At 64.9% G+C, this 24,206-nt stretch carries 20 protein-coding genes; 11 read left to right on the forward strand and 9 right to left on the reverse strand.

Annotated elements, in window-relative coordinates:
• Positions 1-13 precede the first annotated feature (13 nt).
• The 10 genes from ACFFIO_RS14475 to ACFFIO_RS14520 all read left to right on the forward strand — a co-directional run bounded on the left by ACFFIO_RS14475 (position 14) and on the right by ACFFIO_RS14520 (position 10,256).
• On the forward strand, positions 14-352 hold the full coding sequence (locus ACFFIO_RS14475) for a 2Fe-2S iron-sulfur cluster-binding protein (RefSeq protein ID WP_378042867.1): 339 nt from the start codon (positions 14-16) through the stop codon (positions 350-352).
• A 105-nt stretch (positions 353-457) separates the two neighbouring features.
• The gene (locus tag ACFFIO_RS14480; protein ID WP_378042869.1) at positions 458-1,270 is read left to right on the forward strand and encodes an SDR family NAD(P)-dependent oxidoreductase; all 813 of its coding nucleotides are present in this window, start codon (positions 458-460) and stop codon (positions 1,268-1,270) included.
• Positions 1,263-2,429 carry a CaiB/BaiF CoA transferase family protein gene (locus tag ACFFIO_RS14485; RefSeq protein ID WP_378042871.1) on the forward strand — a complete coding sequence of 389 codons (1,167 nt, stop codon included), beginning with the start codon at positions 1,263-1,265 and terminating at the stop codon, positions 2,427-2,429. The genes ACFFIO_RS14480 and ACFFIO_RS14485 overlap by 8 nt, the downstream gene beginning before the upstream one ends.
• Entirely contained in the window at positions 2,426-3,577 is a 1,152-nt protein-coding gene (locus ACFFIO_RS14490; protein WP_378042873.1) for a CoA transferase, read from the forward strand. Before ACFFIO_RS14485 ends, ACFFIO_RS14490 begins: the two co-directional genes overlap by 4 nt.
• Positions 3,577-4,461, forward strand: a complete 885-nt coding sequence (locus tag ACFFIO_RS14495; protein ID WP_378042875.1) for an enoyl-CoA hydratase/isomerase family protein — start codon at positions 3,577-3,579, stop codon at positions 4,459-4,461. Before ACFFIO_RS14490 ends, ACFFIO_RS14495 begins: the two co-directional genes overlap by 1 nt.
• 54 nt (positions 4,462-4,515) lie before the next feature.
• Positions 4,516-5,340, forward strand: coding sequence for an SDR family oxidoreductase (locus tag ACFFIO_RS14500; protein WP_378042877.1), 825 nt, complete (start codon positions 4,516-4,518; stop codon positions 5,338-5,340).
• A 45-nt stretch (positions 5,341-5,385) separates the two neighbouring features.
• Positions 5,386-6,873: an NAD-dependent succinate-semialdehyde dehydrogenase gene (locus tag ACFFIO_RS14505; protein WP_378042879.1), complete on the forward strand. Its 1,488-nt coding sequence runs from the start codon at positions 5,386-5,388 to the stop codon at positions 6,871-6,873.
• A 116-nt stretch (positions 6,874-6,989) separates the two neighbouring features.
• Positions 6,990-8,186, forward strand: coding sequence for a C4-dicarboxylate TRAP transporter substrate-binding protein (locus ACFFIO_RS14510; RefSeq protein ID WP_378042881.1), 1,197 nt, complete (start codon positions 6,990-6,992; stop codon positions 8,184-8,186).
• Between the two features lie 71 nt (positions 8,187-8,257).
• Positions 8,258-8,755, forward strand: coding sequence for a TRAP transporter small permease subunit (locus ACFFIO_RS14515; protein WP_378042883.1), 498 nt, complete (start codon positions 8,258-8,260; stop codon positions 8,753-8,755).
• Positions 8,748-10,256, forward strand: a complete 1,509-nt coding sequence (locus ACFFIO_RS14520; protein ID WP_378042885.1) for a TRAP transporter large permease — start codon at positions 8,748-8,750, stop codon at positions 10,254-10,256. Before ACFFIO_RS14515 ends, ACFFIO_RS14520 begins: the two co-directional genes overlap by 8 nt.
• A 156-nt stretch (positions 10,257-10,412) precedes the next feature.
• On the opposite strand, the gene ACFFIO_RS14525 is transcribed toward ACFFIO_RS14520, so the two are convergent.
• The 4 genes from ACFFIO_RS14525 to ACFFIO_RS14540 form a co-directional block, all read right to left on the reverse strand.
• Positions 10,413-11,825, reverse strand: a complete 1,413-nt coding sequence (locus tag ACFFIO_RS14525; RefSeq protein ID WP_378042886.1) for an MFS transporter — start codon at positions 11,823-11,825, stop codon at positions 10,413-10,415.
• A gap of 215 nt (positions 11,826-12,040) precedes the next feature.
• Positions 12,041-12,790: an SDR family NAD(P)-dependent oxidoreductase gene (locus tag ACFFIO_RS14530; protein ID WP_378042888.1), complete on the reverse strand. Its 750-nt coding sequence runs from the start codon at positions 12,788-12,790 to the stop codon at positions 12,041-12,043.
• 55 nt (positions 12,791-12,845) lie between these two features.
• Positions 12,846-14,345 carry an NAD-dependent succinate-semialdehyde dehydrogenase gene (locus ACFFIO_RS14535; protein WP_378042890.1) on the reverse strand — a complete coding sequence of 500 codons (1,500 nt, stop codon included), beginning with the start codon at positions 14,343-14,345 and terminating at the stop codon, positions 12,846-12,848.
• A 136-nt stretch (positions 14,346-14,481) separates the two neighbouring features.
• Complete coding sequence (locus ACFFIO_RS14540; RefSeq protein ID WP_378042892.1) at positions 14,482-15,837, reverse strand: MFS transporter; 1,356 nt, start codon at positions 15,835-15,837, stop codon at positions 14,482-14,484.
• 392 nt (positions 15,838-16,229) lie between these two features.
• Between ACFFIO_RS14540 and ACFFIO_RS14545 the strand changes: the two genes are divergently transcribed.
• Positions 16,230-17,495, forward strand: coding sequence for a cytochrome P450 (locus ACFFIO_RS14545; protein ID WP_378042894.1), 1,266 nt, complete (start codon positions 16,230-16,232; stop codon positions 17,493-17,495).
• A 140-nt stretch (positions 17,496-17,635) separates the two neighbouring features.
• Here ACFFIO_RS14545 and ACFFIO_RS14550 read toward each other — a convergent pair whose 3' ends face one another.
• The 5 genes from ACFFIO_RS14550 to ACFFIO_RS14570 form a co-directional block, all read right to left on the reverse strand.
• The gene (locus ACFFIO_RS14550) at positions 17,636-18,433 is read right to left on the reverse strand and encodes an IclR family transcriptional regulator (RefSeq protein ID WP_378042896.1); all 798 of its coding nucleotides are present in this window, start codon (positions 18,431-18,433) and stop codon (positions 17,636-17,638) included.
• Between the two features lie 192 nt (positions 18,434-18,625).
• The gene (locus ACFFIO_RS14555; protein WP_378042898.1) at positions 18,626-19,636 is read right to left on the reverse strand and encodes a DMT family transporter; all 1,011 of its coding nucleotides are present in this window, start codon (positions 19,634-19,636) and stop codon (positions 18,626-18,628) included.
• A 1-nt stretch (position 19,637) separates the two neighbouring features.
• On the reverse strand, positions 19,638-20,681 hold the full coding sequence (locus tag ACFFIO_RS14560; protein ID WP_378042899.1) for an alcohol dehydrogenase catalytic domain-containing protein: 1,044 nt from the start codon (positions 20,679-20,681) through the stop codon (positions 19,638-19,640).
• A 127-nt stretch (positions 20,682-20,808) separates the two neighbouring features.
• Positions 20,809-22,311 carry an MmgE/PrpD family protein gene (locus ACFFIO_RS14565; RefSeq protein ID WP_378042901.1) on the reverse strand — a complete coding sequence of 501 codons (1,503 nt, stop codon included), beginning with the start codon at positions 22,309-22,311 and terminating at the stop codon, positions 20,809-20,811.
• Positions 22,312-22,380: 69 nt separating this feature from the next.
• On the reverse strand, positions 22,381-23,748 hold the full coding sequence (locus tag ACFFIO_RS14570; protein WP_378042902.1) for an MFS transporter: 1,368 nt from the start codon (positions 23,746-23,748) through the stop codon (positions 22,381-22,383).
• Between the last annotated feature and the right edge of the window lie 458 nt (positions 23,749-24,206).

Here is a 24,206-nt window from a genome sequence, read left to right on the forward strand (position 1 = left end):
AGTTGAACCAACCATGACGAAGGCCACCACCATGACAAAGCTCAATGTCACCGACCGCGAGGGCGTGACCACGGACGTCGACTGGGAGCCGGGTCAGTCCCTGATGGAGGCATTGCGGGACAACGACTTTCCCGTCCTCGCCTCCTGCGGCGGCACCGCCTCGTGCGCGACCTGCCATGTGTTCCTGCCCGAGACCGTCGTAGAGCAGCTCGGCGAACGCAGTGAGGACGAGGCGGAACTCCTCGAGGATGCCGACCACTTCGACGAGGCGCGCTCCCGTCTCTCCTGCCAAGTCAAGCAGGACGAGTCCCTCGACGGCCTAGCGGTCGAGATCGCACCCGAAGAGGACTGACGCCTGACCGGCCCCAGCTGGGCCGCGCCACACCGGCACGGTCCGCAGGGCCTCTCAATCAACCTGGCCGAACGCCGACAAGCACGATGGAGAGTTGGAAAGCACATGGGAATTCTGGACGGGAAAGTGGCCGTGGTCACTGGCGCCAGCCGGGGAATCGGGGCGGAGATTGCCGCCACCTTCGCCCGGGAGGGGGCCACCGTGGTGGTGACGGCCCGGTCGACCAGTGAGTCCCCGGGGCGACTGGACGGCACGTTGGATGAAACGGTGACGAAGATCGAGGCAGCCGGGGGAACCGCACTGGCGGTCGCCGCCGACCTGACGAAGCCCGAAGAGCGTGAGCGGATCGTGAAGACGGCAACTGAGCACTTCGGCAAGGTCGACATCCTCGTCAACAACGCGGCGCTGACCTACTTCACCCCGTTGACCGATATCTCCCTCAAGCGGGTCGGATTGATGTTCGAGATCCAGGTCCAGGCTCCCCTGCACCTCAGCCAGTTGGTGCTTCCGGGCATGCGTGAGCGTGGCGCCGGATGGATCGTCAACATCTCCTCACTGGAGGCGGAGGACCCGCAGATGCCGCCGTCGCGTTTCAACGCCAAGGGGACCACGAGCGCGTACGGGATGTGCAAGGCGGCGCTGGAGCGCATTACCAGCGGATTGGCCGCCGAGGGCTACAACCACGGTGTGGCTGTCACGGCACTCCGGCCGGGAGGTCTGGTGCCGACCCCCGGCATCGTGTTCCACGGTGTAATCTCCGCGGACGATCCGAACGCTGAATCACCCGAGGTGATGGCCGGTGCGGCGCTGTTGCTGGCCGGGCCGGAAGCCCTGCAGCTCACCGGTGAAGTGTACGAGTCGACCTCGCTGGTGCAGGCCAACGGCCGCCAGCTGACGGAAGGGGCAAACCTTGCCTGATACACAGCAGAGCACCGTGGGCGGTCTGGGCGCCCAACCCCAGGTAGGCGACGTCTCGTGGCTCCAGGGCGTCCGCGTCGTCGAGGTCACCACCGCCGTCTCGGCACCCCTCATCGGCCGGGTGCTGGGGGAGTTGGGGGCCGAGGTCATCAAAGTGGAGTCGAGGGCCAAGATCGACGTGAACCGGGCCCGCGTGCCCCGCCCATCGGACCCGGAAGGCTTCCCCGCCCACGAGGCGTTCCAGCTGCTCCACGAAGCCAACGCCGGCAAGCGCAGTGTCACCCTGAACCTCAAGACCGACCACGGCCGGGAACTGTTCCTGGAACTGCTGGGCGATGCCGACGTCTTCATCGAGAACTTCGTCCCCGGATGGTTGGACCGGCTCGGTCTGTCCATCGAGGGGCTCCGAGAGCGCTTTCCGCGGCTCATCATCGTCTCTGCCAGCGGGTACGGCCAGACCGGCCCCCTGCGCACCCAGCGGGCCTATGCCCCTGTGATGACCGCGCTCGCCGGCGTCGAGGGACTGATCGGCTATGAGGACGGCGAGGTCATGGGCTGCTCGTCGCTGGCGCTGGCAGATCTGAACTGCTCCTTCAGCGGAGTCCACCTGGTGATGTCGGCCCTCGTGGGACGGCAGGCCAGCGATGAGGGAACCCACATTGACCTGTCCCAGATCGAGGCGGCATCCATCCTGGCCGGTGAGGCGTTCGTGGAGCACCAGCTGTCCGGCGAGACGCCCGGCCCGGTCGGCAACTCGGATCCGGGCGGCGGCCGGTGGTCCCTGATCCAGGACCCCGAGACCGAGACCTGGACCGGGGCCCGCGGAAGCCGCAACGGTGCGGGCCCGGAGCGGCCGAGCACCGGGAAGATCCTCGAGACCCTGCGCCACCGCGGGGTGGAGGTCGCCCCGATCCTGACCCCGGCCCAGGTGGCCGCCGATGAGAACTACCTCTCGCGCGGCTTCATCCAGTCCGTCGACCATCCGCTGGAGGCGATCGGAACTCTACAGGTCACGAGCGTTCCGTGGCGGCTGGAGGGCACTGTTCCGGAGGTCAGCGCGGTTGCGCCGTGCATCGGCTCTGCCAACCCCGAGGTCCTGGGGCGTTACGTCTCGGAGGACCAGCTGGCGGAACTTGAGAATGAGGGAGCCTTGAAATGACCAACGCACTGATGGCCGGAAAGCTCGTCGTGGAGATCGGCCGGACCCGTGCCGCAGCCTTCGCCGGCAAGCAGCTGAGGGACACCGGGGCCGACGTCGTCGCCCTGCAGGATGACCTCCGCGTGGCCGAGATGACCCCCGGCGCCCGCCTGTACATGGATGCTGGCAAGAGTGTGGCCGTCTGGCGGCAGGGGGACGACCGGGAGATATTGGAGGACCTCATCGCGCATGCCGATGCCGTGGTGACCGACCTCCCTGCCGAGGAGCTCCGCAGCAGGGGCCTCGACTGGGAGAGCCTGCACGAACGCTTTCCCCGGCTGTCCTACGTCGCCCTGTCATCGCTCGGGTGGGACACCGGTGAGGAGGGCGAGGCCGGCGAACTGTCCATGCAGGCGCTGAGCGGACTGATGCACATGGTCGGCCACCCCGACCGCGAGCCGCTGTCCCTTCCCTATGGCATGGGCTCCCTGCAACTGGGGCTGCATGGCGCCGGTGCCGTGGCCACGGCGCTCTACGCGGCCGCCGAATCAGCTCAGGGACGTCTGGTAGAGATCTCCGGCGTGGACGTCCTGGCCTCCTACGTCCGCATTTACGGAGCCGTAGCGAACTACTACTCGATCCCCCTGACCAGGGACGGGCGACGTGCGCCGGGATCCGGCGGCCGCTACCCGTTCGGGTTCTTCCCGTGCAAGGACGGCTACGTCGCGATGATCACCCGCAGCGACCGCGAATGGGCCAGCCTGCTGGCCATGATGGGCAATCCGGAGTGGTCCACGCAGGACCGCTACCGGAACCTCTACGGCATCGCCATGGAGTACCCCGACGAGGTCGATGCCCTGATCGCCCCGTGGCTGCAGGAACACACGCGGGACGAACTGCTGGCCCTGGCCCAGGAGTATGCGGTGCCCGTGGCTCCCGTGCGGACGGTGGAGGAGGTCGCCCAGGATCCGCAGCTGCGGGAGTTCCGGAAGTTCTTCGACACGATCGTCACGGCCCAGGGCGAAGAGATCCTGGTGCCAGGCCGGCCGTGGGCCACGCCGGAGCGTACCTCGCGCGAAGCGCAGGCGGCATCCGTGTCCATCACCACCGAAGGCTTGGGTCGGCCCTCGCACCGTCCCCTTTCCCCGACAGCATCCCTGGAGGTCTGATGAGTGACACCGAAGCACCGGTCCTGATTGAGCGGAGCGGGCCCATCGGCCGCCTCGTGTTCAACCGGGCCGACAAGAGCAATGCCCTGACCTTCGACGATGCCCAATACCTGGTGAAGTGCCTCCGGGAACTCGAGGAGGATGACTCGATCAAGGTCATCATCCTCAAGGGGAAGGGCAAATCGTTCTGTGCCGGTCACGACTTCGACGACGTGGTCGAGGTCTATGGACTGAACAAGAAGTTGCCTGACGGACGTCCGTACCGGATGAGCGTGCGCGAGCGGCTCGTCATCGACAAGCGGCTGGCCGACGAGTACATGGCCTTCCAGTATTCCCAGAAGCCGGTGATCGCCCAGGTCCAGGGCGCTGCGGTGGGATTCGGCATGTACCTGACGGAACTGGTCGACCTCGTCATCTGCGCCGAGGATGCCCGGTTCAGCCACGCCGAACAGCGGCTGGGCTTCGCCGGGAACACGTGGCACCTGAACATGCAGATCCTCACCTACGGACCGAAGCGCACCCGGGAGATGCTCCTGCTCGGTTCGCAGTTCGACGGCAACGACGCCGTGCGGATCGGCCTGGCCAATGCGACCGTGCCGTTGGCGGAGCTGGAGGCCACCACGGAGAAATGGGCCGAACGTGTGGCGAGGAATCCCAAGGATGCCCTCATCACCGGCAAGGCCGTTCACAACATGGCCCTTGACTCCCTGGGCGGCACGCAGCAGTTCATGCGGGGGGCCGTCGGCCACACCCTGGGCACGCTGCTGTCCTTCGAGGACGACGAGTTCAACTTCTTCCGCGAGCGTCGGGACAAGGGGACCAAGGCCGCGTACCAGAACCGCGATGCCGCCTACGAAGAGTCCAACGCCCCCGCGGGCGAATAGCCACACCACGCCAGTGGAGCATCACGACGCTCCGCAGAAATCGAGGAACAGCAGATGTACGACATCCTGAACTACCAAGACAAGACCTGCGTGGTGACCGGCGCAGCTTCCGGAATGGGCAAGGCCACGGCTACCCTGCTGACCCAGCTCGGAGCCCGTGTCTATGCACTGGACATCAACGAGCCGGACATCCCGGTCGAGAAGTACGTCAAGATCAACCTGGGCAGCAAGGAATCCATCGAGGCGGCACTGGCCGAGTTGCCCGACGCCATCGACCATGTGTTCAGCTGCGCCGGCATCGCCGGAGCCATCTACAGCGGCCGGAACTTCTCGGAGCTGGATGTGCTGACGATCAACTTCATCGGCACGCGTCACCTTGTGGACGCCCTGATCGAACGGCTGCCGGAGAACGGTTCCGCCGCGGTCATCGCCTCCACGGGCGGCATGCGGTGGCAGCTGCGGCAGGACCTGCACCTGGAGTTCGCCAAGACCGAGGGCTTTGAGGCGGGACAGCAGTGGTTCGAAGCCCACCGGGATGAACTCGAGTCCAACTTCACCGGGGTCAACTTCGCCTACATGATGTCGAAGGAGGCGCTGATCGTCTGGATGAAGCATCGGGCGTACGAGCTGTCGGGCAAGCATATCCGCCTCAACTCGATCTCCCCGGCGGCCACGGACACCCCCATGGCCGAGGACTTCTCCAAGAATGCTAATGGGCTGCGCGGATCCCACGTCTCCGAGGTGGGCCGCGCCTCGACGCCGGAGGACCAGGCCCGCGCCTTGGTCTTCCTGAACAGCGGTCTGGCCACGTACGTCAGCGGGCAGGACCTCCAGGTGGACTACGCCTTCACCGTCAAGGGCCTCCACGGCCTGGCCTGATCTTCCGACCGACCTGCAGACAGAAAGCACCGAGGAGAACTGAAAATGACCATCACCAACATCGACCGCGAGGCGACAGCCTTGGAGCACGAGGTCGTGTCCAGCACCCCCCGCGATCTGTTCATCGCCGGCCAGTGGGTTCCCGCCGCGGGGCGCAAGACCTTCGACGTCTCGGATCCGGCCACGGAGAAGGTCTTCACGCAGGTCGCGGATGCCTCTCCTGAGGATGGGCGCCGCGCCCTGGATGCCGCGGTGGCAGCCCAAGCCGATTTCGCCGCCACCACGCCGGCCTTCCGCGCCGGGGTCCTCCGACGGGTCGCCGAGATCCTGCGACGGGACATGGAGAAGAACATCCGAATCCTGGCCTGGGAGGCCGGTAAGCCCCTGGCGCAGGGCAGGGCTGAGATCAACAGCGGCATCGACTTCATCGAGCACTTCGCCGAGGAGGCCGTCCGTACCGAGGGCAACTACCAGATGAATCCCGTCTCCGGCGGGCGCATGATCGTCGTCAAGCAGCCGATCGGGCCGTCGATCCTGATCACGCCGTGGAACTTCCCGTTCTCCCAGGCGGCCCGCAAGCTGGCCCCCGCGATCGCGGCCGGTTGCACGGTCGTGGTCAAGCCGGCGAAGGAGACCCCGCTGATTCTCCTGGCCTTCGCCCGGGCCTTCCAGGAGGCAGGCGTGCCAGACGGCGTCGTGAACGTGGTGACGACGAGCGACTCGAACGGGGTCATGGAACCGTTGATCCGTTCGGGCGATGCCCGGAAGCTGTCCTTCACCGGTTCCACGCCGGTGGGCGTCAAGCTGTTGGAGCAGGCCGCGGAGCAGGTGCTGAGCGCCTCGATGGAACTCGGGGGGAACGCGCCGTTCATCGTCTTCGACGACGCGGACCTCCAGGTCGCCATCGATTCGTTGATGCTGAACAAGATGTGGAACACGGGCCAGACCTGCACCGCCGCGAACCGGATTTTCGTGCACAGCTCGATCATCGACGAGTTCCAAAGCCGCCTCGTGGAGCGGATGAAATCCTACGTCCAGGGACGTGGCTTCGATGAGGGCGTCAACCTCGGCCCGCTCATCAACGCGAAGCAGCTGGCCTCCGTGGAGGCCATGGTGAAGGACGCCGTCGGCAAGGGCGCCGCGCTCGTGCTCGGGGGGGAGCGCCTGAACCGTGAGGGCTTCTTCTACAAGCCCACCGTCCTGAGAGACGTCCCGGCCGAAGCCGAGCTGAACCGTGAGGAGGTCTTCGGCCCGGTGGCGCCCCTGATCTCCTTCGAGACGGAGGTTGAGGTCGTCGCCAAGGCGAATGACACCCACTACGGACTCGTCTCGTACGTCTTCACGGAGGACCTCCGGCGGGCCGTCAGGGTCTCCGAGGCCCTGGAAGCGGGCAACGTTGGCCTGAACCGGGGCACGGTGGCCTACGCCGCAGCACCGTTCGGCGGGGTCAAGAAGTCCGGTCTGGGCCGTGAGGGCTCCAAGGAAGGCCTGGACGAGTTCATGGAGACCAAGTTCATCGCATTGCAGATGTGAAGCCCGCCAGTCGGCGCCGAGGGAAACAGTCGCGTGGTGGATCATCACGTGGCTGTCCTCGTGCGCCACGATGCAGACGGCCTGTATCGGAGACGGCCACGGGAAGGACCAAGGGAATGGTTGAGGTGCAATGGTCGGGGGTTCTGAGGACGTGGCGCTTCAGCCGTTCGAAAGCAGTCCTATCCCTGCTGCTCGGAACCCTTCTGGCCGTTTCCGGTTGTGCCGAATCAGCCAGGGACGCCAGTGGGACAGACGATGGCATCACCCTGCGGTATGCGGATTTCACCGCCCCGTCGTCAGGCGTCCACTTCACAGAGTTCACCGATCAGGTCAGCGAGCGGACCAACGGCGACGTGTCCTTCAGGTCCTTCTGGTCCGGCAGCCTCCTCAAGGGGGAGGAGATCGGGTTCGGCATCCGCGGCGGAATCGCCGATATGGGGACGTTGCCCGCCTCCTACAACCCGAGCGAGTATCCCCTGGCCAACTGGATCGCGGGCTTGGCCAGTACAGTCCCAGACGAGGGTTGGCCCAACAACTCGATGATCGCCTGGGCCGCCAACGCCGACTACGTCCTCAACGAGGGGTCCATGTCCCGTGCCTTCGAGGACGATGGACTGAAGCTGCTCATCCCCCGGTTTCCCATGCACGAGATCAACGTCATCTGCCGTACCCCGGTCACCGACCTCGGCGAGGCCGCTGGCAAGAGGATCCGGACGACGGGGCCCAGCTGGGACTCCGAGGTGAGGGAACTGGGCATGGTTCCGGTCTCCATGCCGGTGTCTGAGGTGTACGAGGCCCTCCAGCGGGGCGTCATCGACTGTGCAGCCGCCTCCCCCAAGATCGTGACCGCCTTCGGTCTCTGGGAAGTCGCCAAGCACTACACCTCACTCCAGCTCTCTGGCCAGAACACGGAGTTCGTCGTGATGAACCTCAAGACCTGGAACAACCTGTCCGAGGAGCAGCAGCGGGCGATCCTGGACGCGCGAGTGGCGTGGATGTCCAGCCAGATGCAGGGCGAGAGCATCGATCTCGCGGTGAAGCTCCGGGAGGAGGGACCGCGGGACCACGGCTTGGAATTCCACGAACCCTCCCCGGAGATGGCCGGCAGGCTCTCGCAATTCCAGCGACAGGTCATCGATGACCTGCCGGCGACGGCTCCAGACCGTGTCGAGGATCCCGATGCCTATATCAGTGGCTACCGGAAGTCCATGACCGAATGGCAGGGACGTCTCCATGAACTCGGCTACGAGGAAGGTGAGAGCAGTGATCTCACTGCGTTCGATGACGCCTTGGCCGAACGCCTGTCCAACTGATCGTGAAGTCATGAAGGGTGCCTCTCATGAGCCCGTCACGTAGTAGTCCGGTCTTTGAATGGTCTGGCAGGTTGTCAGCGGTCATCGTCTGCGTGCTGATGTTGCATATCGTCTTTGACGTGGTCGCCCGGAACATCATCGGCCTCACGGCTCCGGGGACCACCGAGCTCTCCGGGCACTGGTGGATGCCGTTGCTGATATTCCTCGGCCTGTCCCATGCGGAGGCCCGCGACGAGCACATCAAGACCACGTTGTTGGCGCGGTTCATGTCGCCTCAGGGAGCGAAGATCGCGAACCTCGCCAATTCGGGCTTCGCCCTGCTGGCGGCATGCCTGCTGGCCATCGGAGCCGGCGACGCGACGGTCCGGGCGATCGCGCTCAACCTGGCACTCTTCGGCGGTATCACGTTGCCGTTGTGGCCCATCAAAGTGATCGTCCTACTCAGCACGCTAGCTTTCGCCTGGGCGATCTTCACCACGCTGACCCGGGACCTCCGGACCTCCTGGGCAGGCCAGCACGATGCTGAGAACGATGAGCCGTTCTCACTCGAAGGAACAACACATGTCTGAGATGGCAACACTGCCCGATCCTCGTTCGGCCGCTACGGAGTTGCCCAGCCCCTCCACGCCCGGCGGACCGACGCGGCGCGGCGGCGATATTGCCGCCATGGCCCTCTGGGCCGTGGTGATCGCAGCGGTAGTGCTCCTCTTCGCCGTGCCTACGCCGGAGATCAAGGGTGCCCTGACCATTGCGCTGTCGGTCGTCCTGATTCTCCTGGGATTGCATGTCGGACTGGCGCTGTTGCTGGCGGGTCTGGGCGGCATCGTGGCGTTGGCCGGCCTCAACGCCGGAATGGTGTCGTTGGCCGAAACGCCCTTCAACACGTCGGCCTCATGGTCCTTGACGGTCATACCCCTGTTCGTGCTGATGGGAACGGCCTTGTCCCGTTTCGGCCTCATGGACAGGCTCTTCAAGGTGGCCCAAGCCTGGCTTGCCTGGTTGCCTGGAGGCCTCGGCGTGGCAACGAACTTTGCGGGAGCCGGTTTGGCCGCCACGAGCGGCAGTTCCATCGGGATCTCGTACACGCTGGCCCGGGCCGCGGTTCCCGGAATGCTGCGGGCCAACTATCGTCCCGCCATGGCCGTTGGCGTAGTGGCCGTCGCCGGAACCCTGGGTCAACTGATTCCGCCCAGCGTGATGATGGTCGTCTATGCGGGAGTGGCTGAGACCCCTGTCGGTCCGCAGCTACTCGCTGGACTCATGCCGGGGCTCATCACGGCCCTGGCCTTCGCGGCCGTCATCGTCGTCATGTCGATCGTCAAGCCACCGGCCCCGGCGGAGGGCGGCGTACCCACGTGGTCGATGCGGGAACGCCTCGCTGTCCTGCCGGGGATACTCCCCGTCCTGATCATCTCGATCGTGGTTATCGGCGGCATCTTCGCCGGCCTCTTCACTCCTACCGAGGCGGGGGCCGTCGGTGCCTTGGTCGCCATCCTCCTGGGATGGGTTGCCTTGCCCGACAAGCGGCCGACGCGGTTCCTGAAGACCCTGATGACGTGCCTGTTGGAGGCTGCTGGCGCGACGGCGGCCATCTTCCTGCTCTTGATCGGCGTCCATTTCCTCACCCGCGTCGTGGTGCTCTCCGGCCTCGCGGAGTCACTGACCACCTTCGCGACGGAGTCGGGGCTCTCGAGTGTGACCTTCCTGCTTCTGTTGGCGGTGGTGTTCATCGTGGTGGGCATGTTCATGGACGGAATGGCCATGATTCTGATCTCTGTTCCCGTCCTCATGCCGATTCTCACCACACTGGACATCGATCTCCTGTGGTTCGGAGTCTTCCTGGTCATCCTCGTTGAGGTCGCGCTCGTGACGCCGCCCGTCGGGATCCTGAGCTTCGTCGTCCACAAGGTCGTGCAGGACCCCGAGGTGAACCTCGGGCACACCATCACCATCGTGGACGTCTTCAAGGGAGCCGTCCCCTTCATCGCGGTGATGTTGGTCCTTCTGGTGACCCTCATCTTTGTTCCCGACATCGCCACCTGGCTCCCCAGCGTCTCCGGCGCTGAGTGACGCTCGGACGCCCCCTGCCGGCCCTGACCGACAGCGGTGGCGGGGCTGACCCGGGCCTGGCTGGTTGGTGAGGGGCGCCCGCCCCAAGATCTGGGACGGGCGCCGCACACCCTGTCACGTGACAGGAGTGCTGTCAGTGGTCAGTCCGACATGAGCTCAGAGATGCTCTGCCTTCTGAGCGACCGGTGCGTCGGCGGCCTGGATGATCGTCGGGACTGGATGGTTGGTGGCCTCGCGATCGACGTGGAGGCTTTCACCGGAAGACGTTACGTCCATGGCCCTGGCATTGGGCAGCCCCTTCCATGCGACCAGGAATCCGACGATGGCGAATGCGACGGCATAGTAGGCGGGCGCGATGTGACCGAAGTTCGAGGACAGCGACGTGGCGACGAAGGGCATCGTCCCGCCGAAGACGGAGAACGCCAGCGAATAGGCGAGGCCGCTGGCGCTGGAGCGGACATCCACTGGGAAGAGCTCCACCAGTGCGCAGCCTGCCGAGATCATGGTCGCGTACTGGAACGTTGAGAAGATGCCCAATGCGACGGCTGCCACCACCGGCCCGATCGAGAGCGAGAAGAAGGTCGGGATGAGGAGGACGGCCAAGCACCCGGACAGGAGCATCCCGAACTGCTTGCGGCTGAACTTGTCCGCCAACCGCCCCATGAAGACCTGACCGACCGCGGCCATCAACTGGGCGCAGACCAGGATCATCAGCGCGGAGAGCTGATCGTATCCCTCGAAGGACACCAGATGGGAGACCATGTAGCCCACCACCATGTAGCCGCAGACGGCGACCAGGGAGACCCATAGGAACAGAGTGAGCATCTGCTTTCCGGACGTGCGGAAGGCCCGCCTGAGAGGTGATTCCTTGGCTGCCGGCCTGGCCGACGCGGAGCGTGCGGGAGCCTTGGTGGCCTCCTTGAAGGCGTCCGATTCTCCGATCCGCGCGCGGAGGATGAGGCCCACGATTCCCAGGGGAAGAGCGACGAAGAAGGGCAGGCGCCACGCGTATTCGATCATGGCCTCGTCTGAGAAGACGAGGGAGATGCCGGCCGAGAGTGACGCGGCCACCGCAGCGCCGAGGATCGTCGTGATCACCAGTGGGGCGGCGTTGCGGCCCCGTCGGCCGACGGGCGACTGCTCGACGACCATCACGAAGGCACCCGTAGACTCGCCACCCACGGAGAATCCCTGAGCCAGCCGGCAGACCAGCAACAGGAGCGGAGCGAGGATTCCCACCGATTCGTAGGTGGGGAGAATGCCGATGGCTGCCGTTGAGACACTCATCAGAAGAATGGCGTAGATGAGTTGGCGCTTGCGGCCGAAACGGTCGCCGACGTAGCCGAAGACGATGCCGCCCACGGGACGGATGAAGAAGGCGACGCCGAAGATCGCGAACGTGGCCAGTAGGTTGGCCACTGGGTCTCCAGGGGGGAAGAAGAGTGCCGCGATGGTGACCGCAAAGTAGGCATAGAGGGCATTGTCGAAATACTCGATGAAGTTGCCGATGGCGCCGGCCCTGCGAATGCGGGCCATTTTCTGTGCGGCGGCTGGGTCGATGGTTTCCACGGAGTCTCCTGGGTTGGGGTGGACGGTGCCATGGTCATGCAGAGGGAAGTCGGCGCGGACCGCCTGTTCGTCAAGATCCCTGAGGAACACCTTCATCAATGGTTAGAGAATATGCATGGTAGGACCATTAAGTATGGTGTGTGACGCAGATCTCATTGTCAAGGGGTGTGGACTCGAACCCCTCGCCCGTTCCCGGTCGATCGGAGTCTGGGCGGCTAGCGGACCATGCACAGGCCGCCGTTGACGGAGATCATCTGGCCGGTGATGAACCGGGAGTCGTCGCTGGCCAGGAACACCATCACCGGAGCCAGGTCCGCGTCCGGTTCCCCGAGGTCTCCGCCGAGCGGGACGCTGGAGTACACGGCGCCGCGCTCTCCGCGGCCCTGGGTGGTCATGGGGGTCTTGATGGCCGGGACCACCGTGTTGACCCTGATGCCCGACGGCCCGAACTCCCCGGCCAAGCTCCGGGTCCATGCCATGATGCCGCCCTTGGTGGCCGAGTAGACGCTGATGTTCTTCATCGGGACCAGCCCGCTGTCTGAGCCGAAGTTGAGGATCACCCCCTGCCCGGCGGGTTCCATGTGAGCCAACGCTGCTTGGTTGGTGATCATGGTCCCCACCAGGTTGGTCCGGACGAGGAAGTCGATGTCCTCGTCGGTGAACTCCAGAGTCGGCTTCGAGCGCTGGACGCCGGCCACATGGGCGAGCACGTCCAGTCCGCCGAGGAACTCCACGGCGGCGGACATGGCCGCCGTGACTGAGGCGCGCCGGGTGACGTCAACGGCGATGAACTTCGCCCGTGCGGCCAGCTCCTCCGGGAGGGAGTCGACCATGGCTTGGCCCTGGTCCTGTTTGAGGTCCATGGACACCACCACGGCGCCGGCCTCGAGATAGGCGCGCACGGTCGACTCACCCATGCCCTGCGCGCCTCCGGTGACCACGATCCTCTTGTCCTGCAGTCGCATACCTGTTCCTTTCCGTTGACTTCTCCCAGGGGTAGGGGGATAGGAGGCCCTGGGATCAGGCGGTACCTTTTCGAGGGGTGGTGTCCAGCCGGAGGGCGATGAACTTGGTCTCGAGGTACTCCTCAAGGCCTTCTTTGCCTCCCTCGCGGCCCAGTCCGGACATCTTGGTCCCCCCGAAGGGTGCGGCGGCATTGGAGACAGAGCCCTGGTTGAGGCCGACGAGACCGGAGTCGATCGACTCGGAGACCCTGAGCGCGGTCTCAAGGTTCTCGGTGAAGACGTAAGAAGACAGCCCGAACTCCGTGTCGTTGGCCTTGTCGACGACCTCCGCCTCGGTGTCGAAGGGGATGATCGGGGCAACGGGGCCGAAGATCTCCTCCCGCAGGATCCGGGCATCCTCGGGGAGGTCGGTGAGGACCGTGGGCTGAAGGAAGTGTCCCGTCGTGCCGTGGCGCTCACCGCCCAGCGACACCCTGGCGCCCTTCGCGACGGCGTCGTCGATGAGGTCCTGCACGGTGGCCAACTGCTTGGAGTTGATGAGTGGGCCGAGGGTCACCTCGGGGTCGAGGCCGTGTCCCAGGGTGAAGCCCCTCATCCGGTCCACCACCCGGGAGGTGAACTCGTCGATGATGCTCCGGTGGACGTAGACGCGGTTGGCCGCCGTGCAGGTCTCACCGTTTCCCCGCATCTTCGTGGCCATGAGGCCTTCCACGGCCTGGTCCATATCCGCATCGGCGAAGACGATGAACGGCGCGTTGCCGCCCAACTCCATGGACATCTTCATGATGTTGGCCGCGGCCTGCTCCACGAGCTTGATGCCCACCGGCGTGGACCCGGTGAAGGACAGCTTGCGGGCCTTGCCGGACCGGATCACCGGTTCCATGGTCTGGCTGGACGTGCTGGTGGTGACGACGTTCAGCACCCCGTCCGGCAGGCCCGCCTCCTGAAGCATCTGGGCGAAGGCCAGCATGGTCAACGGGGTCTCCTTGGCTGGTTTGACGACGAGCGTGCATCCGGCCGCGAGGGCCGGGGCGATCTTGCGGGCCGCCATCGACATCGGGAAATTCCACGGGGTGATGAGTACTGCGGTTCCGACGGGCCGTTTGGTGACGATCATCCGGCCGCCGCCGTTGGGATTCACCTGGTAGGAGCCCTCGATGCGGAGCGCCTCTTCGGCGAAGTACTGGATGAAGGAGCATGCGAGGTCGATCTCCGCCCCGGACTCGGCGACCGGTTTGCCGGCCTCCATGGTCATCATCGCGGCCAGATCCGCGCGCCGCTCCTGGATGATGCCCATGAGTGACATGAGGATCCCGTACCGCTGCCGACCGGTGGACTTTCCCCAGGTGCGTTGCGCCTCGGCCGCAGCGTCCAGGGCCGCCAAGGCCTCCTCACTGGAGGCGTCGCTCACGGAGCACAGGGACTCTTCGGTGGCCGGATCGAAGACGTCGAACGTCTTGCCGGAGGCGCTGTCAACCCAAGCGCCTCCGATGAGGAGCTGCTTGGGGATCTGATCCAGAAACTGCAGTTGCAGGCCGGCGGCGAGGGTGGTCATGGGTGGCTCCTTGGGTAGATGGATCCGTTGGTCAGTAGAGGCCGGAGTACGCCCCTTCCCCGGCCCGTGGGTACCGGGGCCGGGGAAGGGTGCCGGGGAGGGCCGTTAACGGCCTTCCCCCGGGCATGGTCCGGTGTTATCGGGTGGTGGCCATGTCGTTTCCCTCGAGACGTGTGGTGAGCGGGGTGGACGGTTCGGCGACCTCGTCGTCTTGGAGGCCCTGGTGCCCCCACTTGGTCACGGTGAAGATGGCGGCGACGGCGGCCAGGAGACACAGGCCGCCGGCGTACAGGGCAACGAGGTACCAACCGTCGGGATTGGCCACGATGATGGCCGAGGCGATCAGCGGGCCGAACCCGCTGAGCGCGCCGCCCAGCTGCTGGCCCAGGGACACCGCGGTTGAACGCACCTCAACGGGGAACAGTTCGGTGAACAGGGCCGCCTGGATGCCGTTGACGATGCCGTGGCCGAAGACCAGGACGAGCAGCATGCCCAGAAGGATCATGACCGGGTCCGCGGTGCCCATCAGCATGAAGTAGACGAAGGTGAACATGGCTTCCGCAATGAGGCCGATGACGATTAGCTTGCGGCGGTCCACGCGGTCCGAGAGGCCGCCCCACAGCGGAACCGAGATGGCCAGCACCGCCGAGGAGATGGACACGAGGATCAGCATGGTGGTCTGGGCGACGCCATACGTGGTCACCGCATAGGTGATGCCGAAGACGCTCACGATGTAGTAGACGGTGTTCGGGGCCGCGGCGATGATGGTGGCCAGGAGGACGTCCTTCTTGTGCTGGCGCGCAACCTGCAGGACGGGGAAGCGTTCCGTGTTGCCCTCGGCCCGGGCCCGCTCGGCGACCGGGGGCTCCGGGATATGGCGGCGAACGAGGTAGGTGATGACGAGGAGGACGCCGCTGGCCAGGAACGGCATGCGCCAGCCCCAGCTCATGAACGCCTCCTCGGGCAACATGGACACGAGGGCGAAGGCCCCGGTGGCCAGGACCATTCCGACGAATCCGCCAGCGTAGGTGAAGGAGCTGTAGAACCCGCGACGCTTTCGGGGCGAGCTCTCCATGGTCAGGGTGGCGGCATTGCCCATCTCGCCGCCGAGACCGAGCCCCTGGATGAGGCGGAGCAGCACCAGCAGGACTGCCGCCCAGTCTCCGAGGATGGCCGTGGTCGGCAGGACGCCGATGAGGACCGTGGCGGCGCCCATCGTCATGAGGGTGCCCATGAGCGCGGTGCGGCGACCGTAGCGGTCGCCGATGTGACCGAAGACGATGGCGCCCAGGGGGCGGACAACATAGCCGACGGCGAGGGTCGCGAACGCGGCCAGCGTGCCGATGGCGGGCGACAGCCCAGAGAAGAACAGGACATTGAGGACCACGGCAGAGGCGGTGCCGTAGATGAAGAAGTCGTAGAACTCGATGGCTCCGCCGAAAAATCCGGCGGCCGCGGCGCGGCGCGGTGAGACCTTCTGCGTGGTTTTCAAGATCACTCCTCGGTGCGGCCCAACGACTGCCGGCATGCGGCACCAGTCGGGGTGGATAGGGGACGGGATCCTCCCGGAAGGCGGAGGACGTATCCAGAAAATGATGGTCGAACCATTGTGAGAATAGTCGCGGTCAACGTGAGCCCCATCACAGTTTTTACTGGTTGAAAGGGGGGTTCTCATGTTCGCCCGAGACTGCTATTAAGGCGTGCTCCTGGCGCCTGATTTCGAACAATGAAAAGAGCAATCGTGCCTTGGGTCACACCTGCCAAGCTGGCCGAAGGCAGTCCAGACGACGTCACCGCGGCACTGCCGTTGACCAGAACTCGAACGCGAGGGCGGTGACGTGGCCGAGGCCGGCGCGTCGCCCAGAACCATCGAAAGGACCCACCATGACAACCACTTCAGAGGCTGCAGAGGCCACGGTGCCCGGCGAACAGCTCCCGTACTCGCACGAATTGGAATGGCCGGAGGGGCTCGCACCGTGGACTGTCATCGATGACACGGGGCACCAGGTCGAGCCCTATGCGCACTTCGAATGGATGCGGGAGCACCACCCGGTACTCCGCGTGCAGCACCCCGAGGCCGATGTCTACTTCGTCTCCCGCCATGCCGACGTCCGCAAAGGCATGCGCAACGCGAAGGTGTACCGCAATCAGGTCAACGACGAATCGCCCTTTGCCTTTCCGACGCTGCTCGACGGCGCTGCTCATATGAAGATCCGCAAGGTCGTGGCGTCGGCCTTCATCCCCAAAGCGATCGACCAGGTGGCAGACCGGGTTCTCGAGGTCGCTACCGGCCTGGCCGATGATTTCGTGGCCAAGGGTGGCGGCGAGGTCACCAGTGAACTGACCCGTCCGCTGACCATGGCGACCATCAGCGGAATCCTCGGCGTCCCCTACAAGGAAGTCGAGCAATTCGACACCTGGACCGAGTCCGTGTGGGCGTGGTTTGCCCGTGTCTCCCGGATGGCTCCGGGGATGCCGGGCGACGAGGAGCAGGCGCAGAAACTGTTCACCTATCTCGGCGGCATTCTGGAACGCCTGTACGAGGAGGAGAGCGAGGCGGTGGCGGGCCACATCGCCCGGGCCTGGAAGGACGAGGGAATCCTGACGCGTCAGGAGGCCATTGAGCTCTGCGTGTTCGTGTTCATCGCCGGTTTCGACACCACCACGCGCCTCATGGGGAACGCCTTCCTGGTCTTCCAGGACTTTCCCGAGACGCTCGGGCAACTCCGCGAGCGTCCGGAGTCCGTGGACAACTTCGTGGAAGAGCTCGTCCGGTTCCGCGGACCGGTGCACAAGGCGCCGCGTCGGTTGGCGAAGGAGGTCGAGGTGGCCGGCGTGACCATCCCGGAGGGGTCGATTGTCCGACTGCTACTGGCCTCCGCGAACAGGGACAAGGAGCACTGGGGCGAGGATGCCGACAGATTCAACATCGATCGTGAGGCCGAGGGGCACTTCGGGTTCGGGCATGGCGTACATTCCTGCCTGGGGGCCCCGCTGGCGCGACTCGAGGCCAAGACCATGTTCCGGCTCCTGGCTGATCGCGTTGACTCCGTGTCGTTCGACGTGGACACGGAGGTGGTGTTCCTGAAGGGGAATAGTTTGACGAACGGCGTGGAGACGCTGCGCACCGCTGTGGTGCTGCATTCCTGAAATTTTCCAACATCTCCCGAGACGCAGTGACTGTGAGAGTCAAGAGAGGGCCGGCCCCGCTGGGGCCGGTCCTCGTGGCGCGTGGTGATGCAGGTGCTCCAGACCCACGACTCCGTGCGGGTCCGGGAGGGTGGCCCGGCCTATTCGGTCCAGCGTCTGCTGGGATGGGACCTGCCTCTCGGAGTCGCGCCGAGCGCCATCGAAATGCCGAAGGCTGCAGTCTGCAGCGCCGGAATGGCGGTCGCCGGGTCTTCTGAGCCCATTGGGGCGACGGTGCTCAGGGCTGCCACCATGGAGTTGTTGGCGCCGAACACCGGGACGGCCATGCCGGTCCACCCCGGCGTTCCGATCCCGGCGACGATCGAGTGGCGTTTCTTGCGGACCTCGCTGAGCATCCGCCGGAGAATTGCCGGATCCGTGACGGTGCGTTCCGTGTATCGGGGCAGCGGACGGGACAGGAACTCCTCCTGGAATTCCGGATCAGCATAGGCCAGCAGCACCATGCCGGAAGATGCGCCGTGCAAGGGGTGCCGTTGGGCGACGTGCGCCCGGTCGACGGTGAAGTCCTCCGGTGCCAGGCGCTCCAGGTAGAGGACGGTTCCGTGGTTGAGCACGGAGAGGCTGACCATCAGGTGCAGGTGCTCGTGGAGGTCCTCCAGGTACGGCAGGGCCGTGTCCCTCAGGGAGAGGGTGTCGTTACCCCGGGTGGACAGCTCCCACAGGCGCATCCCAATCCGGATGTCCTTCTCCTCGTCCCGTTCAAGGAGTCCGTAGTGGATCAACTCCGTGACCAGGCGATAGGTGGTCGGTACCGGGAGCCCGGCGCGCTGTGCCAACGTCGTCAGGGGCATGGACCGTTGGTGCCTGTCGAACGCGGAAAGGATCTGGGAAACGCGTCCGATCACGGAGCGGCGATGTGATTCTTGGGTCGATGGCATGACCTCTCCTTGCGGCCGCGCGCCCAGTGGCGATCGGCGTCGCGCCGTCCGGTGGGGGGTGCGTCTCGCTGTCTCAACAGGATGGTGTGGTGAACGGTGGTGTATCGAACTGTCCCGGTCAGGCTGCGGGTGGGCCGACGTCGTTCATCGGTCGCCCATAGGTGTGACGCCTTCTCGGTTGGTCGAACCATTCTAGCCCGAAGGTGTGATGCGATGCACATTTGCGTGGCTGGTTTTGCGGGCCGCCACAGCAACCACCGGACGCTGTCCCCAACGTTGCAGAACCACGAGGCCGCACAAGGCCAAGAGCGCCCCCATGATCGTCGACCACGCCGGGAGGATGGGCTCGTCCACGGGCCAGGCGACGTCGAGCACGATCGATCCCAGGAGCTGTCCGGTGACCATGCCCAGGGTGAACAGCAGCGGACCGATGTGCCTGACGATGATCGCGGAGACCATCACGATGGCCGGTCCGATGATCCCCAAGGCCACGTACCAGGGCCTGACATTGGCCAAGGCCCGCAGATTGCCGGTCCCTGTCAGCAGAAGAACCACGGACACCAGGACCAACACCGCGGTTCCGGCGATGTAGGTCGCCAGAACGGAAGCCTCGGGCCGGCCCACCACGGTGGTGACGCGTCCGTTGAAGGCCATGTGGGCTGAGACGCCGAGCCCGGCCACGAAGACCAGGGCCAGGGCACCCAGCGCCTCTGGTCTGGTGACGTCGAGTCCGGAGCCCGAGGCCATGACCACGCCGGCGAGGGCGACGATCAGGGCTCCGACACCCACACACGTCAGCTTCCGGCGCAGTCCCAGGGACCAGCCGAAATGGTCGATGGCGGAACTGGAGACCATCTGGCCGACCACGAAAGACAGGGAGAACAGGGCCACACCGATCACCTGGACAGCGGTGGTCTGGGCCAGGATCCCCATGACACCGCCGACACCGCCCAACAGGAGATGCCAGGGCAGAGCCCCGGTGCGGAATTGTGTCCAGGCGAGACCGACGCTGCGGCGGGAGTTCTTGTTGGCGACCACGACGACAGCCACGGTGACTCCGCCCGTGATGAAGACGAAGGCCGCGGCCGCAAAGCTGTCTCCGAGGTCGGTTGACACGAAGGAGTTGATCCTCGCCTGCAGGGACAGCAGCGTTCCGGCCAGGAAGGACAGAATGAGGTAGGGCCATCCGGATGTTCGTGTCATGTCAGTCCATCACGAGCACGGCCCGCCCGGACACGCGCCCGGCGTCCAGAGCGTCGAAGGCCGAGACTGCCTCCTGGAATGGATACCGCTGGAGGTCGATGCCGATGCGCCCGGCGCGGGCCAGCTCGACCACGTCGACGAGGTCCTGATAGGTCCCGCTGTACGGACGGTTGATCGTGGTGCCCCGGGGGATCGACGTGGTGGTCCGATCCGTCTCGAAGGTGAACGTGCCGTTGCTCTGTCCGGGAACCCGGACGGTTCCGTAGGGGGCGACCACGGCGGTGGCCAGGTCCAGAGTCTGCGTGCTGCCGACCAGGTCCAGGACGACATCGGGACCGTATCCCCCGGCCGCCTCAAGGATCCTCTGCTCAATGTCTGGAACGGCTGAGTTGAACACGACGTCGGCACTGTCCCGGACGGCGTCCAAGGCACTGTCGCGGTTGTCCACGGCGATGATGCGCACGGGGGAGACGGCGGAGAGGATCGAGACGGCGTACTGGCCCAGCCCTCCGATGCCGATCACCAGGGCTGATGCACCCTCGGTCAGAAGTGAAGCGGCGTCGTGGATGGAGTGGTAGGGGACCAGGGCGGCGTCTGGCAAGACCGCCGCGGCCACCGGGTCGATTCCCGATGTCGCCACCAGGGCACGGGCCGGCGCCACGACGAACTCCGCCATGCCGCCGTCGTACCTGGTTCCCGGCCCATGGGCCGGCTTCAGCCGGCCACCCGTGCTCAGGCAGGCGTTCTGCCGGCCTGCCGAACACTGCCGGCAGCTGCCGCAGGACCACACGGTGTGTACCGTGACGGGTGTGCCTGGCGAGAAGCCCTGGACGCAGTCGCCGAGGCGGGACACCGTGCCGGAGATCTCATGGCCCAGGGTCAGTCCGGGCGTTAGGGCCAACTCGGGATTGTTCCGGAACGAGGTGTCGGTATGGCAGACGCCGCAGGCCGCCACCTTGATCAAGACCTCGCCCCGGACCGGATCGGGGATCGGCACATCGCGGAAACCGATGTCCCCGGGGCCAAGATATTTAAGGGCTTTCACAGTGGTCCTCTCTGGTGGCAACTCGTGCACAGGTTAAATGGCTCCCCGGCCTCAACCCAGGACCTGGCAGACACGTCGAGGCCGGTCCTCCCGGCCCGCGGGCCCATAGATCGCGAAACTCGGGAAGCTACGCGTGAGCGTCGATCAGAGTGCGCCGCAGCGACCGGGATAGATTCGCGACATCAGCCACCCATGACGACAGCCCGACGGCGCTGTCGGCGGCGAGGATCGCCTCCGCGCATTCCGTGGCGTGGGCTGCGAGTCTGGGAGAGACCTCCTCTTGGCTCTCGTCCAGTCCACACATTCCCAGAAACTTTTGAACCAGGGCCTCGTTCGAGAGCAAGGTCGACTCTGACCAGGGATCGCCGAGTGCGTTGTCGGCTGTTGCCACAAATCGGGTTCCACGGGCGACGACTTCCACACCGCCTGGGATGCCGCGCCATTGGCCGCCCCCCATCCACTTGGCGATGTTCGCGGAGCTCGGCTCAGGCTCGACGGTTACTCTCTCACGGAAGGAGACCATGTGGGGAGCTGTCATTGCTTCCTGCTCATACCAGCGAGGACCTGACGGAATTCCATACGCCATGGAAGCCATGGCGTGGGCATGGCTAAATTCGGCGGTCAATGGGTCCGCCGGTTGCTGTGACCGGAATATTTCCGACAAGGCAAGCGGGTTTGCCCTGACGACGATGCTCTCGATCTCCTCCGCCTTCAGCCCATGCTCGTCGATCAGCCGGGAGAAGGCCGTTAGCGGATGGTGTATCCACCGGCAGCAGGGCCATGGTTTGTAGGTGGTATTGAGTATCTGCCAGTCAGAGCCCAACCCGTTGATCAGGAGATCATCCTCGTGGGTGGGCGATCCATAGAATCGCCAGAAGGCATTGTCTCCGTCCAGGATGTCCAGGAATCCTGTGCTGCCCAGTCTTGCGAGCAAAGCTGCCGAGACACCGGTGTCGGCGCACCAGCCGGCGTCGGCATACTTGTACATCGGTTGGATCGGGGCTTCCGCCCATTTGCGAATGGTGGGCTGGGGAGAGTTTGCCCCCGCCAGTCCGAACGCATGATTTGCCTGCACGGAATCGAGCCGAGCAGAGCTGGCAGCTGCGCCGACGGCAGCCCATGTCACGGTTGCCGGCGGCCCTCCCAGTTCGTTCCACCCCACAACTTCACCGTCCCTGACTTGGAATGGGGCGCCCATCCAGCTTCCGATTCTGGCGCCAACATCGAAACCAACGGCGATTGCTGTCAGAAGGTCGTGATCGCTGCCGTCGAATTGTTCGTTGAGTGCGAGGGCCGAAAAGACGGTGGCGTTGCCGAAGTGCGTCGACGTCGGAAACGTATCGTCTGCGTCCAGCACATTGGCCAGGCGTGCATTGGCGTAGGCGGCATTCGTGGCAGATGTCTTGCTGTCCAGCCCCAGGACAGTTGCGTTGGGGCTGCCGCCGAGCGACTCAACATGCTGGAGGGCGATCCTCCCGCTGGGTGTGTTGATGGCACCCAACGCACAACCGACTGTGTCCAGAAGCAGTCGTCTGCTTTCTTCCTCCACCTCTACCGGCAGGTCTTCATAGCGTGTTGCGGCAACAAACTCGGCTAATTGCTGGGTCAGGTCTACCTGAGTATCGTGCATGCTTGGGTCCCTTCATCGAGATTTTTCTCCGGAATCCGTGCCGCTGACTCGGCTGCACGGGAGGCGTGGTCAACTCACTGAAGCTCCTTTGGGGTCGGCAGGTTCGTCCTCCAGGTTCTTATTCGTATCCGTGGAGACCACTGCCATTTCGCGGGCGTTCGGCAGGCCGAACAGTGCCACCCCGATGCCGATGATCGCGATGATCGTGACGTAGTAGGCCACCGCCATGGAGGAGAAGGAGGCGGTGAGCCATGTCGCGACATAGGGGGCGCTGCCACCGAAGACCGCGAACGCTAGTTGGTAGGGCAGGGCGCTGGCGGTGGCCCGGACATCAACGCGGAACAGCTCTACGACGGCGAAACCTGCCACCAGGTTCATCGGGTACATGATGATGATCCAACCGGTGATGGCCACGGTTGCCCCGACTGGTCCCTGGCCGATCAGGAGGAAGGCAGGAACCGCCCATATGACGAGAGCCGCCGCGTTGAGGCCCGCGAAGGTCTTGCGAGAGACTCGGTCGGACCAGCGGCAAATACCCATGACGGCGGGGATGCCAAGGAGGAATCCGAGGGCCATGATGCCTAGAGCAGATGACATCTCGTAGCCCTCGAACTGGACAAGCAGGGTCACCATGAAGCCAATGAGGATGTATCCACAGAGCGACACGAGCGCGACCCAGCCAAAGAGGACAAGCATTTCCTTCTTGACGGTGCGGAAAGCCTGTACGAGGGGAACGTGCCGTTCTTCGGATTTTGAGACTTCAGCGACTGCTGCTTTGAAGACATCGGATTCCTGCAGTTTGAGCCGTAGATAGAGTCCCAGGAGACCCAACGGTGCCGCCACCAGGAACGGCACACGCCAACCCCAGGCGGTCATCTGATCCGCGGTGGTCAAGGCTTCCATGAGCAAAGAGAGCAAGATGCCGCTGACCACGCCGCCCATGACCGCGACGACTAGCCATGATCCATGGCGGCCGCGTTGCTTGACAGGGGACTGCTCCAGGACCAACACGTAGGAGTTGCTCTGCTCGCCACCGGCCGAGAATGCCTGGGTCAAGCGACACAGTGACAACAGGGCTGGGGCAACTACACCTATCTGGGCGTAGGTCGGCAGGACACCGATCAGGGTCGTCGACAGACTCATCAGGATGATGGCGAGGATGAGTGCGCGGCGGCGGCCAACTCGGTCGGCGACGTGGCCAAACACGATGGCACCGACGGGGCGCATCACGAAAGCCCCGCCATACACGGCAAACGTAGCCAGGAGGGCTGCCACTGGGCTGATAGTCGGGAAGAACTGCTGGGAGATCATGACTGCGAAAAACCCGTAGAGGCTGAAGTCAAAGAATTCAATAAAGTTGCCGATGGCTCCGGCCCGGGTCACTTCCACGCGGCTGCGGCGCAGCTGCCTCTCGTCCAATGAGACCGTGGTGCTCAAAAAGTACCTCCAATGTAGGTGACCTGCCAGTGCCGATGACAGGTGAAACTGCTGACACCGCAGGGCCGGTTGACTCAATCGGACAGTGCCGGGAAGGTCGACCCTGAAGCCCGGGTCTATAGGTATTACCATTAGGTTCGCCGCTCGACGGTGTGATGTCAAGCACAATAAAAGGGCGGTGCGGCCTGCGCATTCAGCCCTCTACTGCTCCACCCGGAGCATGAACTCTTGCGCGCACCAGGGCGGCACCAGCTGCGACAGGTGCGAGGATTTCGGCTCTGCCGTCGACCAGACGATTCGCGAGGAGACGTGCTGTCCTGCAGGGGAGGAAGGGCGCTGATGCTCGCGCGCGGGGCCCCGGCCGTACTGTTCGCCGTCTGGGACGGGGCCTGGGTCAGAAACTCTGGAATGAGGGCCGAACGGCCATATTTCTGTCGTCGGGCCCCGCGGGGCGGTGG

This window comes from Citricoccus parietis, assembly GCF_042433045.1.
Lineage (GTDB): Bacteria > Actinomycetota > Actinomycetes > Actinomycetales > Micrococcaceae > Citricoccus > Citricoccus parietis.

What these genes read in the sequence shown, in the direction of transcription:
- ACFFIO_RS14565 (WP_378042901.1), bottom strand. Translation starts at nt 22,311, where the DNA reads ATGCACGATACTCAGGTAGACCTGACCCAGCAATTAGCCGAGTTTGTT.
- ACFFIO_RS14505 (WP_378042879.1), top strand. Translation starts at nt 5,386, where the DNA reads ATGACCATCACCAACATCGACCGCGAGGCGACAGCCTTGGAGCACGAG.
- ACFFIO_RS14555 (WP_378042898.1), bottom strand. Translation starts at nt 19,636, where the DNA reads ATGACACGAACATCCGGATGGCCCTACCTCATTCTGTCCTTCCTGGCC.
- ACFFIO_RS14545 (WP_378042894.1), top strand. Translation starts at nt 16,230, where the DNA reads ATGACAACCACTTCAGAGGCTGCAGAGGCCACGGTGCCCGGCGAACAG.
- ACFFIO_RS14535 (WP_378042890.1), bottom strand. Translation starts at nt 14,345, where the DNA reads ATGACCACCCTCGCCGCCGGCCTGCAACTGCAGTTTCTGGATCAGATC.
- ACFFIO_RS14480 (WP_378042869.1), top strand. Translation starts at nt 458, where the DNA reads ATGGGAATTCTGGACGGGAAAGTGGCCGTGGTCACTGGCGCCAGCCGG.
- ACFFIO_RS14490 (WP_378042873.1), top strand. Translation starts at nt 2,426, where the DNA reads ATGACCAACGCACTGATGGCCGGAAAGCTCGTCGTGGAGATCGGCCGG.
- ACFFIO_RS14495 (WP_378042875.1), top strand. Translation starts at nt 3,577, where the DNA reads ATGAGTGACACCGAAGCACCGGTCCTGATTGAGCGGAGCGGGCCCATC.
- ACFFIO_RS14475 (WP_378042867.1), top strand. Translation starts at nt 14, where the DNA reads ATGACGAAGGCCACCACCATGACAAAGCTCAATGTCACCGACCGCGAG.
- ACFFIO_RS14520 (WP_378042885.1), top strand. Translation starts at nt 8,748, where the DNA reads ATGTCTGAGATGGCAACACTGCCCGATCCTCGTTCGGCCGCTACGGAG.
- ACFFIO_RS14550 (WP_378042896.1), bottom strand. Translation starts at nt 18,433, where the DNA reads ATGCCATCGACCCAAGAATCACATCGCCGCTCCGTGATCGGACGCGTT.
- ACFFIO_RS14500 (WP_378042877.1), top strand. Translation starts at nt 4,516, where the DNA reads ATGTACGACATCCTGAACTACCAAGACAAGACCTGCGTGGTGACCGGC.
- ACFFIO_RS14510 (WP_378042881.1), top strand. Translation starts at nt 6,990, where the DNA reads ATGGTTGAGGTGCAATGGTCGGGGGTTCTGAGGACGTGGCGCTTCAGC.
- ACFFIO_RS14530 (WP_378042888.1), bottom strand. Translation starts at nt 12,790, where the DNA reads ATGCGACTGCAGGACAAGAGGATCGTGGTCACCGGAGGCGCGCAGGGC.